The sequence below is a fragment of the Flavobacterium sp. genome (assembly GCF_027484945.1).
Lineage (GTDB): Bacteria > Bacteroidota > Bacteroidia > Flavobacteriales > Flavobacteriaceae > Flavobacterium.
Map to the genome: position 1 here is coordinate 1 of NZ_JAIXRZ010000003.1, position 14,004 is coordinate 14,004.

The 14,004-nt window shown below is 37.8% G+C and carries 17 protein-coding genes; 3 read left to right on the top strand and 14 right to left on the bottom strand.

The annotated features are described in order from the left end of the window. Positions 1–60 precede the first annotated feature (60 nt). The 10 genes from rplV to rpsL all read right to left on the bottom strand — a co-directional run bounded on the left by rplV (position 61) and on the right by rpsL (position 6,885). Entirely contained in the window at positions 61–471 is a 411-nt protein-coding gene (gene rplV / locus Q0039_RS00095) for a 50S ribosomal protein L22 (protein ID WP_073361313.1), read from the bottom strand. A gap of 6 nt (positions 472–477) precedes the next feature. After that, entirely contained in the window at positions 478–756 is a 279-nt protein-coding gene (gene rpsS / locus Q0039_RS00100) for a 30S ribosomal protein S19 (protein ID WP_073361315.1), read from the bottom strand. Positions 757–766: 10 nt separating this feature from the next. Beyond that, positions 767–1,591 (bottom strand): 50S ribosomal protein L2, encoded by an 825-nt coding sequence (rplB, locus tag Q0039_RS00105; RefSeq protein WP_297507167.1) that lies wholly within the window; start codon positions 1,589–1,591, stop codon positions 767–769. Positions 1,592–1,598: 7 nt separating this feature from the next. Beyond that, on the bottom strand, positions 1,599–1,889 hold the full coding sequence (gene rplW / locus Q0039_RS00110) for a 50S ribosomal protein L23 (protein WP_297507170.1): 291 nt from the start codon (positions 1,887–1,889) through the stop codon (positions 1,599–1,601). Between the two features lie 7 nt (positions 1,890–1,896). Continuing rightward, positions 1,897–2,526 (bottom strand): 50S ribosomal protein L4, encoded by a 630-nt coding sequence (gene rplD, locus Q0039_RS00115; RefSeq protein ID WP_297507173.1) that lies wholly within the window; start codon positions 2,524–2,526, stop codon positions 1,897–1,899. Then, complete coding sequence (rplC, locus tag Q0039_RS00120; protein WP_297507176.1) at positions 2,526–3,143, bottom strand: 50S ribosomal protein L3; 618 nt, start codon at positions 3,141–3,143, stop codon at positions 2,526–2,528. The genes rplD and rplC overlap by 1 nt, the downstream gene beginning before the upstream one ends. Positions 3,144–3,532: 389 nt before the next feature. After that, positions 3,533–3,838 (bottom strand): 30S ribosomal protein S10, encoded by a 306-nt coding sequence (gene rpsJ / locus Q0039_RS00125; protein WP_023579610.1) that lies wholly within the window; start codon positions 3,836–3,838, stop codon positions 3,533–3,535. An 11-nt stretch (positions 3,839–3,849) separates the two neighbouring features. Beyond that, positions 3,850–5,994 carry an elongation factor G gene (gene fusA / locus Q0039_RS00130; protein ID WP_297507181.1) on the bottom strand — a complete coding sequence of 715 codons (2,145 nt, stop codon included), beginning with the start codon at positions 5,992–5,994 and terminating at the stop codon, positions 3,850–3,852. Between the two features lie 10 nt (positions 5,995–6,004). Next, positions 6,005–6,481, bottom strand: a complete 477-nt coding sequence (gene rpsG, locus Q0039_RS00135) for a 30S ribosomal protein S7 (RefSeq protein WP_297507184.1) — start codon at positions 6,479–6,481, stop codon at positions 6,005–6,007. A gap of 23 nt (positions 6,482–6,504) precedes the next feature. Beyond that, positions 6,505–6,885, bottom strand: coding sequence for a 30S ribosomal protein S12 (gene rpsL / locus Q0039_RS00140; protein ID WP_072781281.1), 381 nt, complete (start codon positions 6,883–6,885; stop codon positions 6,505–6,507). A gap of 230 nt (positions 6,886–7,115) precedes the next feature. On the opposite strand from rpsL, the gene Q0039_RS00145 reads away from it, so the two are divergent. Further along, positions 7,116–8,780 (top strand): BamA/TamA family outer membrane protein, encoded by a 1,665-nt coding sequence (locus Q0039_RS00145; protein ID WP_297507190.1) that lies wholly within the window; start codon positions 7,116–7,118, stop codon positions 8,778–8,780. A 47-nt stretch (positions 8,781–8,827) separates the two neighbouring features. Then, the gene (rlmB, locus tag Q0039_RS00150) at positions 8,828–9,562 is read left to right on the top strand and encodes a 23S rRNA (guanosine(2251)-2'-O)-methyltransferase RlmB (protein WP_297507193.1); all 735 of its coding nucleotides are present in this window, start codon (positions 8,828–8,830) and stop codon (positions 9,560–9,562) included. Positions 9,563–9,598: 36 nt separating this feature from the next. Here rlmB and Q0039_RS00155 read toward each other — a convergent pair whose 3' ends face one another. Next, positions 9,599–10,366 (bottom strand): rhomboid family intramembrane serine protease, encoded by a 768-nt coding sequence (locus Q0039_RS00155; RefSeq protein WP_297507196.1) that lies wholly within the window; start codon positions 10,364–10,366, stop codon positions 9,599–9,601. 195 nt (positions 10,367–10,561) lie between these two features. On the opposite strand from Q0039_RS00155, the gene Q0039_RS00160 reads away from it, so the two are divergent. Then, positions 10,562–11,839 (top strand): replication-associated recombination protein A, encoded by a 1,278-nt coding sequence (locus tag Q0039_RS00160; protein WP_297507199.1) that lies wholly within the window; start codon positions 10,562–10,564, stop codon positions 11,837–11,839. Here the strand turns inward: Q0039_RS00160 and Q0039_RS00165 are convergent, their stop codons facing one another. Genes Q0039_RS00165 through radC form a run of 3 tightly spaced genes read right to left on the bottom strand, consistent with a single transcriptional unit; the run spans position 11,840 to position 13,960 of the window. Further along, positions 11,840–12,589 (bottom strand): hypothetical protein, encoded by a 750-nt coding sequence (locus Q0039_RS00165; RefSeq protein ID WP_297507202.1) that lies wholly within the window; start codon positions 12,587–12,589, stop codon positions 11,840–11,842. A gap of 1 nt (position 12,590) precedes the next feature. After that, on the bottom strand, positions 12,591–13,280 hold the full coding sequence (locus Q0039_RS00170) for a YjjG family noncanonical pyrimidine nucleotidase (RefSeq protein WP_297507205.1): 690 nt from the start codon (positions 13,278–13,280) through the stop codon (positions 12,591–12,593). Continuing rightward, the gene (gene radC / locus Q0039_RS00175; protein ID WP_297507208.1) at positions 13,277–13,960 is read right to left on the bottom strand and encodes a DNA repair protein RadC; all 684 of its coding nucleotides are present in this window, start codon (positions 13,958–13,960) and stop codon (positions 13,277–13,279) included. The genes Q0039_RS00170 and radC overlap by 4 nt, the downstream gene beginning before the upstream one ends. Between the last annotated feature and the right edge of the window lie 44 nt (positions 13,961–14,004).

The following is a 14,004-nucleotide window of genomic DNA, read 5'->3' on the forward strand; positions in this document are numbered from 1 at the left end:
ATCCTCTGATGATACCAAGGCGATTTCCAATTGGATTTGTCTTTTGTCCCATACTGTTTATTAATTACTTTGTGTGTTATCTACTTGTCCTAACACGATAGTTACGTGATTTGAACGTTTTCTGATTCTGTGTGCGCGACCTTGAGGAGCAGGACGTAATCTTTTTAACATTACACCCCCATCAACTTTGATCTCTTTTACAAATAAGCCTGCTTCAGCTACATTGCCTTCACTGTTTTTCTGCTCCCAATTGTTGATTGCAGACAATAACAATTTTTCCAATTTTCTTGAAGCTTCTTTTGAGCTAAATCTTAGGATACTAAGTGCTCTTTCCACTTTCTGACCTCTTACCAAGTCTGCTACTAAGCGCATTTTTCTAGGTGAAGTAGGGCAGTTATTTAACTTAGCAAAAGCTAAAGACTTATTCGCCTCTTTTCTTGCGTCTGCTGTATTTCTTTTACGAACTCCCATTTCTTCTTATTTTTTACCTTTATTTTTAGCTCCAGCATGACCTCTAAATGATCTTGTTGGTGAAAATTCTCCTAACTTATGACCCACCATGTTTTCCGTTACATAAACGGGTACAAACTGGCGACCATTGTGAACTGCGATTGTTTGTCCAACGAAGTCTGGGGTAATCATTGAGGCTCTAGACCAAGTCTTAACCACATTTTTATTCCCGTTCTCAGCGTTTTCTAAAACTTTTTTCTCTAATTTATAGTGAACGTAAGGTCCTTTCTTTAATGAACGTGCCATGTCTATCTAATTATTTCTTTCTGCGTTCAACAATATACTTATTACTTGGATTGGCCAAAGAACGTGTTCTGTATCCTTTAGCTGGTAGACCTTTTCTAGAACGAGGATGACCTCCTGAAGAACGTCCTTCACCACCTCCCATTGGGTGATCAACTGGGTTCATCGCTACTGGTCTTGTTCTCGGTCTTCTACCTAACCATCTGCTTCTACCTGCTTTACCAGATACGATCAATTGATGGTCTGAGTTTGAAACTGCACCGATCGTAGCCATACACGTCAACAAAATTAATCGTGTTTCACCTGATGGCATTTTGATAGTTGCATATTTACCGTCTCGCGCCATTAACTGAGCGAAAGTTCCTGCAGAACGTGCGATAATTGCACCTTGACCAGGACGTAATTCAATACAAGAAATTACAGTTCCTAGAGGAATTTTACTTAACGGTAATGTGTTTCCAATTTCAGGAGCAGCATTTTCTCCTGAAACAACTGCTTGACCTACTTGAAGACCATTTTGAGCAATGATGTAGGTTTTTTCTCCATCTGCATAAGCTAATAATGCGATAAAGGCTGTTCGGTTTGGATCATACTCAATCGACTTTACAGTAGCGGGTATACCAAACTTTGTTCTTTTGAAATCGATAATACGATATCTTTGCTTGTGACCACCGCCTGTATAACGCATGGTCATTTTTCCTTGACTATTTCTACCTCCTGAGCTTTTTTTCGGTGCGATCAATGAACGCTCCGGCTTATCAGTTGTGATGGCGTCAAAACCATTCACGACTCTAAAACGCTGGCCAGGGGTAATAGGTTTTAATTTTCTAACTGACATTGTTTAATTAGATATTAGAATAAAAATCAATTGTTTCACCTTCCTGTACTTGAACTATAGCTTTCTTGTAAGAAGCTGTCTTTCCTTGAATAAGTCCACTTTTCGTATACTTAGTAGAACGATCAGGACGCACATTCATCGTATTTATTTCAACAACGGTAACGCCATAAGCTGCCTCTACAGCCTTTTTAATTTCAACTTTGTTGGCTTTCTTATCGACAACGAAACCAAAACGATTAAAAAGTTCACCATCTTTGGTCACTTTTTCTGTAATAATAGGTTTAATTATGATACTCATGGCACTGTTATTTACTTAAATTTTCTACAATTCCCTCTACTGAACCTTCTGTCAAGACTAAATTATTAGCATTTAAAATACTGTAAGTACTTAATTCTGAAGATGTTACAACCTTAGAGGCTTTTAAATTGCGTGACGACAAATATACATTTTTATTTGAATCACCCAACACGAATAAGGATTTTTTACCTTCTATCCCTAAAGCACTCAATACACTAAGGAATTTTTTAGTACTAGGAGCATCAAAGTTAAAATCCTCTACAACGATCAAATTGGACTCTTTTGCTTTTAAAGATAAAGCCGATTTACGCGCTAATCTTTTTAACCCTTTATTCAATTTAAACGAATAACTTCTTGGTCTTGGTCCGAAGATAGTTCCTCCTCCTACAAAAACTGGAGATTTAGCACTACCTGCACGAGCCGTACCCGTTCCTTTTTGTTTTTTAATTTTGCGTGTACTTCCAGCAACCTCATTACGCTCTTTTGCTTTGTGAGTTCCCTGTCTTTGGTTAGCAAGGTATTGCTTAACATCAAGATATACCGCATGGTTGTTTGGCTCAACACCAAATACAGCATCAGAAAGTTGTACTTTTCTGCCTGTATCTTTTCCGTTAATATCTAAAACTTTTACTTCCATTACTTCTGAATGATTACATAAGAGTTTTTGTGTCCAGGAACCGCACCTTTAACCACCAATAGGTTTTTGTCAGCTACGACTTTCAAAACTCTAAGATTTTGTACTTTAACATTTTGACCACCCATTCTTCCAGCCATACGCATTCCTTTGAATACGCGTGATGGATAAGAAGATGCACCTACAGAACCTGGCGCTCTTAAACGGTTGTGTTGACCATGAGTAGATTGACCTACCCCACCAAATCCATGACGTTTAACAACCCCTTGGAATCCTTTTCCTTTTGATACTCCTTGTACATCAACAAACTCTCCTTCGCTGAACACATCTACAGTGATGTTATCCCCAAGTTTGTACTCTGATTCAAAACCTTGGAATTCAACGACTTTTTTCTTAGCAGAAGTACCCGCTTTTTTAAAGTGGCCTAATGCCGCTTTTGTTGCGTGTTTTTCTGTTTTGTCATCGAAACCAAGTTGCAACGCTTCATACCCGTCAACCTCTTTGGTTCTGACTTGGGTAACGACACATGGTCCAGCTTCAATAACGGTACAAGGAATGTTTTTCCCGTTCTCGTCGAAGATGCTAGTCATGCCGATTTTTCTTCCAATTAACCCAGACATAAAAATTATTAATTAATTAAACATTGTTTAGCAATGGCAAATAGCCATTTTTTTGAGCGTGCAAATATAGAGATTAGAATTCATCTATCAAAATAATCTAAGTAATTATTTTTCAAGAAGTAATCCACAATTTATAACCCCTACTATTATTTTGACACGCTATGACAAAAACCCAAGACCAAACCCTATTAAATCAGCACTTTACAAGAAAAGCAAACACGGAAAAAGACAATAAAACGCACTATTTGCAAGCAAAATAGTTATCAACAAAATACGAAACGGATTATATTTTTATTTTATAGTCGCTAAAAAATGTTGGCGAACCATTGATCTGACCAAAAAAAATGACCGACTAAAAAGTCGGTCATTCTATACGTAAGAAGTGATTATCACACTTTGATTTCTACTTCAACACCGCTAGGCAATTCTAACTTCATTAAAGCATCAATAGTCTTAGATGAAGAGCTATAAATGTCTAACAAACGTTTGTATGAACTAACCTCAAACTGTTCTCTCGACTTTTTATTAACGTGTGGAGAACGCAATACGGTGAAGATTTTCTTGTGTGTAGGAAGCGGAATTGGACCCGTAACTACAGCACCTGTGCTTTTCACTGTTTTTACAATCTTTTCAGCAGATTTGTCTACCAACATGTGATCGTAAGACTTCAATTTTATTCTGATTTTTTGACTCATTTTTTCTAAAATTAAGCGTTACCTTTTGCTTTTTTAATTACCTCTTCAGAGATGTTCGAAGGAGTTTGTTCGTAATGCGAAAACTCCATAGTCGAGGTTGCTCTACCCGAAGACAATGTTCTCAAAGTAGTTACGTAACCAAACATTTCTGATAGTGGCACGTGTGCTTTGATAACTTTAGATCCGGCACGGTCACCCATGTCGTTTACTTGACCTCTTCTACGGTTAAGATCCCCTACGATATCCCCCATATTTTCTTCTGGAGTAATCACCTCAATTTTCATGATCGGCTCAAGGATTACAGCACCGGCTGCTTTAGCAACTTCTTTGTAACCTAATTTTGCCGCCATTTCAAATGAAAGTGCATCCGAGTCTACTGGGTGATACGATCCATCCAACAACGTAACTTTCAAGCTATCTACAGTATAACCCGCTAAAGGACCTTGCTTCATAGCTTCTTTAAAACCTTTCTCTACTGCTGGAATATACTCTTTTGGTACGTTACCCCCTTTAACTTCATTAACAAATTGAAGGCCTACAAAACCATCCTCAGCTGGCTCCAAACGGAAAACGATATCCCCGAATTTACCACGACCTCCCGATTGTTTTTTGTACACTTCACGGTGTTGTGCCGTTTTAGTAAAGGCTTCTTTGTACTCTACTTGAGGCTCACCTTGGTTTACTTCTACCTTAAACTCACGTTTCATTCGGTCAACCAAGATATCCAAGTGCAACTCACCCATACCTGAGATAATTGTTTGCCCTGACGCTTCATCTGTACGCACTGTAAATGTAGGATCTTCTTCGGCCAATTTAGCTAAAGCCATACCCATTTTATCAACATCGGCCTTTGTTTTTGGCTCGATAGCAATACCAATTACAGGATCTGGGAATTTCATCGATTCAAGAATAATGGGGTGTTTTTCATCACACATCGTGTCCCCTGTTTTAATATCCTTGAAACCAACTGCTGCTCCAATATCTCCAGCCTCAATATATTCGATTGGATTTTGCTTATTTGCGTGCATTTGATAGATACGAGATATACGCTCTTTATTACCTGAACGCGTGTTCAAAATATATGAACCAGCATCCAAACGACCTGAATATGCTCTAAAGAAAGCCAAACGTCCTACATAAGGATCGGTTGCAATTTTAAAAGCCAAAGCCGCAAAAGGCTCAGTTACATCTGGACGACGTAAAATCTTCGTTTGCTCTTCTTCTGGAAGATCTGCATCATCAGGGTGAATCCCTTGAATACCGTCTTTATCAACAGGTGAAGGCAAATATTTACATACAGCATCCAACATGAATTGTACCCCTTTGTTTTTAAACGAAGAACCACACATCATAGGAATAATCGCCATATCAATTGTAGCCGCGCGTAATGCATTATTGATTTCATCTTCAGTGATCGAATTCTCGTCCTCCATGTATTTGTCAAGCAGATTTTCATCATACTCGGCAACCGCCTCGATTAAAGTTGAACGGTATTGACGAACTTCATCAACCATGTCGGCTGGAATATCAATAATATCAAATGTTGCTCCTTGTGATTCTTCATGCCAAACAATCGCTTGGTTTTTCACCAAGTCAACCACACCTCTGAAATCAGCCTCTTCACCAATAGGTAAAGTGATCGCAACTGCATTAGACTTCAACATATCGCGTACTTGTTGACAAACTGCCAAAAAGTTAGATCCTTGACGGTCCATTTTGTTTACAAATCCCATACGTGGAACTCGGTATTGATCGGCTAATCTCCAGTTGGTTTCCGACTGAGGTTCAACTCCGTCTACCGCTGAAAAAAGAAACACCAAACCATCCAATACACGTAAGGAACGGTTTACTTCTACCGTAAAGTCAACGTGTCCGGGAGTATCAATAATATTAAAGTGATATCCTTTCGTGTCAGCTAAACTCTTCCCTTGTTCCGTTGGAAAATTCCAAGTACAAGTAGTTGCAGCTGATGTAATAGTAATCCCTCGCTCTTGTTCTTGCGCCATCCAGTCCATAGTTGCTGCACCATCGTGTACCTCACCTATTTTGTGCGATTTTCCGGTGTAGAACAAAATACGTTCTGTTGTAGTGGTCTTTCCGGCATCAATATGCGCCGCGATTCCAATATTTCTGGTATATTTTAAATCTCTTGCCATTGCTTAAAAATTAAAATCTAAAGTGAGAGAATGCTTTATTTGCCTCTGCCATTTTGTGCGTATCCATTCTCTTTTTAACTGCAGCACCTTCTTCTTTAGCAGCAGCTAAAATTTCAGACGCTAGTTTACCCGCCATAGATTTCTCATTTCTTTTACGGGCATAAAGAATTAACCATTTCATCGCCATAGAAATTTTACGGTCTGGACGAATTTGCATCGGGATTTGGAAGGTAGCACCACCCACTCGACGTGAGCGAACTTCTACGTGAGGCATAACATTTGTTAATGCATCTTTCCAAATTTCTAAAGCAGATTTCTCTGCATCTTGTTTCTTAGTCTCTACGATGTCTAAAGCAGCGTAAAAAACGTTGAAAGCAATTGATTTTTTACCATCCCACATTAAGTTGTTCACAAAACGTGTTACCAATTGATCATTAAATTTTGGATCTGGTAAAAGAGGTCTTTTTTTGGCCTGTCTTTTTCTCATTTCTTCTGATTAAAAGTTCTTAATTACTTTTTGTCTTTTGGGCGTTTAGCTCCGTACTTAGATCTTCTTTGTAGACGACCGTTAACTCCAGCCGTGTCAAGTGCACCACGTACAATGTGGTATCTAACTCCCGGTAAATCTTTAACCCTTCCACCTCTCACTAATACTATCGAGTGCTCTTGTAGATTGTGTCCTTCTCCAGGGATGTATGCATTCACCTCGTTACCATTGGTCAAACGTACACGCGCAACTTTACGCATTGCAGAGTTTGGTTTTTTTGGTGTTGTGGTGTAAACACGCGTACAAACCCCTCTTCGTTGAGGACAAGAATCCAAAGCAGCCGATTTACTCTTCTTAGTGATTTTGGCTCTTCCAGTTCTTACTAATTGTTGAATTGTTGGCATAATTTAAATAATAAATTTACTTATGTTTACTTTTACCCGCATTTTACGGGGTTGCAAATGTAGTAAATAATTTCAATAAAAAAAATGTTGGTAAATTATTTTTTACAATCCACAACCAACTGTTATTTAAACAACTATCTTCTTAGCAAAATTTCTTTTTTGCACTTTTGATTTCAAAAACAGGCCTACTAAAATTTATTTTTTTACGTTACTTTTACAAAATTGTTATGATGAAAAAATTAGTATTGGGTATCGTATGCTTTTTAACTGTGCATTGTTTTGGACAGCAATACTATTTCTCACCTAAAGGAGATTCAAATCTTGAAGACAAAATCATTCAGTCTTTTACTCCAATCGTAAAATATCCAAATGCACAAGCTTTGGAGATAGGACGCACTGCGTTTTTAAACACACTGCATCGTGCAGGATTCACGCAGGCCCATTACCGTCAACTGACACAGATAAACGACAGTACATTGGTTGCATCAATGCATCTTGGCACTGCACTATCACACCTATATATACATAGCGTTCATAATTCTGATGCAAAAACGGAAAATTTCCTACCTAAATCTGCATTAACAATTCCTTTTTCACAATCGGAAACTTTTTTAAATCAGCTGGTTCAAAAATTAGAAAAAAGAGGATATTCGTTTGCCAAAGTTCAACTTCAATCCTTAGAACGCAAAGGCGACACCTTGTATGCCGCTTTATATATAAATCCAGGTCAAGCGCGCAAAGTAAATGCAATAGTATACAACGGATATGACCAATTCCCAAAAAGTCATCAAAAAGAAATCAATCGATTGTTTAAAAACACCACCTTTAATCAAGAGAATATTGAAAAACTTCACAAAACACTGAATCAATTTCGCTTTATTCGTTCAACCAAGTATCCTGAAATTTTATTCACAAACGATTCAACTAAAATTTTCACTTATATCGAAAAAACAAAAGCCAACACTTTTGATGGGTACATTGGTTTTACCAACAATGAAACGGGTAAATTAATTTTCACAGGATATATTGATGGAAGTTTACAAAATATCATGCACAAGGGGGAAAAAATAACCCTTTACTGGAAAAGTAATGGCCAAGCGCAACGCACTTTCAACCTATTATGGGAACAACCCTACATATTTAAAACCCCCTTAGCATTAAAAGCGCAGCTCAACATTTTTAAGCAAGACAGCACCTTTCAAAATACCCAAACCAATTTTGATTTAGGGTATTGTATTCAATACAATTTACGCACGTACATAGGATATCAAGCAACTGCATCCAGCGATATTAAAAACAGTAATTCAACGCTTATTAGTGATTATAACAATACATTTGCAACGGGTCAGCTGGATTGGTTTGTTGCCAACGATGAAGATGAGCCCCAATTATTTCCGGATAAAATTGGTATCCAATTTAAAACCGGCTATGGAACGCGGGTTACGCCTCAATTTTCCAATGTGCAATTTTATGGCCAACTCAACACCAAACAGCTCCTTATCCTCAATAAAAAAAATCATGTATTCTTAAAATCACAAACCTATTATTTGCAAAGTGATCGGTATTTGACCAATGAATTGTTTCGATTTGGCGGCATCAATTCCCTCCGTGGATTTAACGAAAACACCCTTCAAGCCTCCTTGATGTCGGCACTCTTATCGGAATACCGTTATATTGTTAGTCCGAGCCTCTATCTTCACAGTGTTTTAGATTACGGGTATTTTAAAGACCCTACGATTAACCAAAGTGGGAAATTATTGGGAATGGGATTTGGATTTGGCCTTCTCACCAAAAATGGCTTACTGAATTTTGTTTATGCCAACGGCAGTACTGACCAACAAACCATTCAATTATCCAATTCCATTGTTCAAATTAGTTTAAAAACTACTTTTTAAGTTTTTACCACACGTAAAATGTCCTTCTTATTTTCTACCTTTGCCCTATGGATAAAGAAAACCAAATCTTTGGCATTCGTGCTGTAATTGAAGCTATTCAAGCGGGCAAAGAAATCGACAAAATTTTCATCCATAAGGAAGCGCAAAGTGATTTGATGCGCGAGCTTATGAAGGTAGTAAAAACATACAATCTACCGTATACCTATGTGCCCGTTGAAAAGCTCAACCGCCTGACCCATCTAAACCACCAAGGCGTAGTCGCCACTATTGCACCAATAAAATTTCAAACGTTAGAAACCTTGGTCGAACGTGTTTTAGCATCGGGTAAAAAACCGTTGTTTCTTATTTTAGACCAACTTAGTGATGCCCGTAATTTTGGTGCAATCATACGTACGGCTGAATGTACGGGAGTTGATGGAATTATTATTTCCAAAACCGGAGCTGCACCCGTTAATGGCGATACGGTTAAAACTTCAGCTGGAGCTGTTTTTAACGTGCCCATTTGCAAAGTAGATCACATTAAAGATGCTGTTTTTTATTTACAAGGAAGTGGCATCAAAACCGTTGCGGCTACCGAAAAAACGGAAGACAGTTTGTATTCCATTGACTTTACAGAACCCATAGCGATTATCATGGGCAGCGAAGACCGCGGGATCAACCCTTCGGTGTTGAAAATTGTCGATGAAAAAGCCAAATTACCACTCTTGGGGAGTATTGGATCCCTAAATGTATCGGTAGCTTGTGGTGCGTTTTTGTATGAAGTTATCCGCCAACGTCAATAATAAATTATCGTATACTTTCATTAAAATACAGAAGGTTCAATCTTCGTTGTTTTTGTATATATAGTTTATTTGCGTAGGTCGAATCATTGATCCCAATTCCTCTTCATATTCCACCCAAATTTCTTCGGGTTTAGGAATGTTAACAAAATTCCCATTTTCATCAAAGCGACGCATAAAAGGATCGGATTCCGGGTCAAAATCAGGGTGTTCCCAATCATACCGAAATTCAGAGACATAGTCGGGAGTTTTAAAAAGAAACGCAAATAGCAACCCTGATAAAAACCCACCTAAATGCCCTTCCCAAGAAATTTTTGGATCTACTTCTGGAAATACATACCAAATCATACCACCATAGAGCAACACAACTGTTAGTGATAAAGCCATCAAGCGGTAATATTGGGTCATCATTCCTTTGAAAAAAATAAAAGAAACAAGCACATAAATCAAACCGCTAGCTCCGATATGATATGATTCGCGCCCAATAATCCACGTAATCAAACCCGAAAACACGATACCGTAACCCAATACTTTTAGTGAAATCGCACGGTAAAAATAAATCAAGGCTGTAGTTAAAATAAAAAGGGGCAATGTATTATTAAGGATATGGTTGATATCGTCATGCAAAAACGGGCTCCACAATACGCCTTGCAGACCACTCCATGTTCTGGGGTAAATTCCATGCGAAGTCCAATGAAGATTGAAATAATCTTCGGCTAAGAAAACGGTCCAAATTCCCAACACCAAAAAAAGCGGTACTATCCATACCGAAGGGGTAAATTTAAAATGATCGTAATCGTTCTTCAATTTTAAAAGACTTTTTTATTACTTGTCAAAAATACAGCCAAATTAAAACTAATGCTAATTTGTCATACTATTTGAAAATTTGAAGATGAGATATTTTGAAAATTATAACTATCACAACACATAATACTTAAATTTGTGCATATGCTAATTTGAATACCACAACCCATTTTCAAATTGACACATTTTCAAATTACAATGGAAGCACCTTTAGCCGAACGCGTTCGTCCTCATAAATTAGAAGACTACATTAGTCAACTACACTTGGTTGGACCCAATGGGTCACTCACCCAGCAAATTGCTCGTGGGGTAATTCCATCAATGTTGTTTTGGGGCTCCCCAGGTACCGGAAAAACAACCTTGGCACAAATTATTGCGCGCCAAAGTGATCGTCCTTTTTATGAATTAAGTGCAATCAATTCGGGTGTAAAAGATGTTCGCGATGTAATTGATAAAGCGAAACAAAGCAGTGGTATTTTCACAACGAAAAACCCTATTCTTTTTATCGATGAAATTCATCGATTTAGCAAATCACAACAAGATTCTCTCTTGGGTGCAGTAGAAAAAGGGTGGATTACTTTAATTGGTGCTACTACTGAAAACCCGAGTTTTGAGGTTATTCCTGCGTTATTGTCACGGTGTCAGGTTTATGTACTGAATCCATTTTCTAAAGAAGATTTGTTGGCACTATTAGACCGTGCAATGAAAATCGATAGCCAATTGACCAAACGATCAATCGAAATTCTAGAACATGAAGCCCTCTTACGTTTATCGGGTGGCGATGGACGAAAATTACTCAATATCTTCGAACTGGTAGTTAATGCCACAGCAGGTGACCATGTGGCAATTACCAATGCCAAAGTATTGGATTTAGTTCAGCAAAATACTGTTCTTTATGACAAAACGGGAGAACAACACTATGATATTATTTCGGCATTTATCAAATCCATTCGAGGAAGTGATCCCAACGGAGCGGTATATTGGCTTGCCCGAATGCTCGAAGGTGGTGAAGATGTTAAATTTATCGCGCGACGCCTTTTAATATTAGCTAGTGAAGATATTGGAAATGCCAATCCAACAGCCTTAATTATGGCGAATAATACATTTCAAGCCGTTACAGCTATTGGCTATCCAGAAAGTAGAATTATTTTAAGTCAGTGCGCTATTTATTTGGCTACTTCGGCCAAAAGTAATGCGAGCTATTTGGCTATAAATGAAGCCCAAGCAATAGTAAAACAAACAGGAGATTTACCAATCCCTTTACATTTGCGTAACGCCCCAACTAAACTCATGAAAGAATTGGGCTATGGCGAAGAATATGCCTATGCCCATGACTATACCAATAACTTTATATCGCAAGAATATTTGCCAGAAGCGATTCAAGAAACCAAATTTTATGAGCCCGGTACTAATGCGCGTGAAAACGAATTGCGTACATTTTTAAAAAATCGATGGAAAGACAAATATGGCTATTAGCTATAATCCTTTAATTTGTTGTTCTATACTAATCAATTGATTGTCTTTATAATACTCCCAATACCATTTTTGATTTTGGTACAACAACACCCCATTGGGTTTGCCATCTGTTATTACTAAAAAGCAGTCGCGTGAACTGGTTTTGTATAAAACTAAATCGGGTGTAGTCTTATTTTTTGAATATAATCCAAAGGACACATCTGAAAGTGACCTTGCCTCCAAATAATCATTCGTTGCTGCCACTATTGGACGATCATTTACAATACCATCGGCACCCATCACCTCTTGCTTTTCAGTTTTGTCTAACGTTGATTCGGTTTTCGCCTGATCTAAAAAAGTGTGATTTTTTAAAGCTATAAATTGATCCATGGCCATTCGCAACGATTCAATATTGGCATATCGAAACTCTTTTTCTCGACTGTTTCCTTCGGGTGATGTTGCAATTACTTCACCATTTGCGTTGACTAATTTAATGGTGATTCGCGTCATAAACATATTGCTTTTGCGCTGTACTTGAATAGCATAATCGATGGGGGTTAACTTACGAAGTACCGTATTTTGATCCGATTGCGGTACAATTTCGGCTTCATAATTATACTTTTCTAAATACAAACGAAGCAATGTAGAAAAACCAAACTGATCGGGCTCACCCATAAATTCGTATTGAGCAGCTATATATATTTTTTGTGCTCTAACCTCTAAGGGCATGTAAATAAAGCCAAACAAAATAATAGTGAGTAATTTTTTCATATTATAAAATTGCTTTTAATTCGGTTAAATGAAATACTTGTTGAACATGTGAAGGCACTTCTATTTTAAATTCGTTAAAAAAAATAGCCGCCATTCCTACATTTAATGCGCCTTGAATATCGGCTTCAAGGCAATCACCGATCATAATTGCGCTCTTAGCTTGGCATTGCGCCATTTCTAATGCTTTATGAAAAATGAGCGGATTTGGCTTTTTCACGCCAGCGGTCTCTGAATTGGTTACTGTAGTAAAATACTTCCCTATTCCAGAATTTTTTAATTTACCATCTTGAACCGACTGAAATCCATTGGTAATTATGTGTAAACGGTAGTCCGATTGCAAATAGTCTAATACTTCAAGGGCTCCTTCATAGAGGTAATTGTTCATAGGCAATTCATGAATATAAGCCGCAGAAAGTACATCGATTGTAGAATCACTTATGTCATATCCCAATTGATCAAAGGTGTCTTTTAACCGACCATAGCGTAATTGAGCTTGCGATAGTTCTTCTTTTCGGTATTGCTCCCAATACCATTTATTTAATGGAACATAAATTTTTAGAAAGTCATCCACTGCTACATTGATGCTATGGTGTTTCAGAACGGTTTGAAAAGCCAACGCAGAATTGCGTTCAAAATCCCAAAGGGTATGGTCTAAATCAAAAAAAATATCGGTTATTGTTTGCACGTTCATAGTATTCCTTCATCGGCAAAACTAAAATAGGCTGTTTCGGTTATGATGATATGATCCAAAACCAAAATATCTAAATGTTTCCCAGCCAATTGAATGCGTTGCGTAATTAATCGATCGGCTTCGCTTGCCAATAATTTCCCCGACGGATGATTGTGTGTCAAAATTAAGGAAGTTGCTTTGTATTCCAATGCGAATTTAAAAATTAAACGAATATCCACCACGGTTCCAGTTATTCCGCCTTTGGAAAGGAGTTCTTTATGCAAAACTCGGTTGGAATTGTTTAAAAAAAGTACCCAAAACTCTTCGTGGGGTAATTCGCCAAGTAGGGGTTGCATTAAATCAAAAACCGATCGACTTGAACTGATTTTAAACCGTTCCTTTACTTCTTCCAAACGACGTCTTCGTCCGAGTTCAAAAGCAGCAGCGATCGTAATTGCTTTTACTTGACCAACTCCTTTAAATTTCATTAATTGGGGTACGGTGGATTTACCAAATTCATTGAGATTATTTTGGGAATGGGCTAAAATTCGCTGGGACAATTGAAGTGCACTTTCATTGCGCGTTCCCGAACCAAGTAAAATAGCAATTAATTCGGCATCCGAGAGTGCGGATTTGCCTTTGAGTATGAATTTTTCACGAGGGCGATCATCTTCAGCCCATTGAGGAATAGGTGTATACATTACTAATTGGCTTTTAGAAGCACTAAGTTAATGTATTTTAAAAT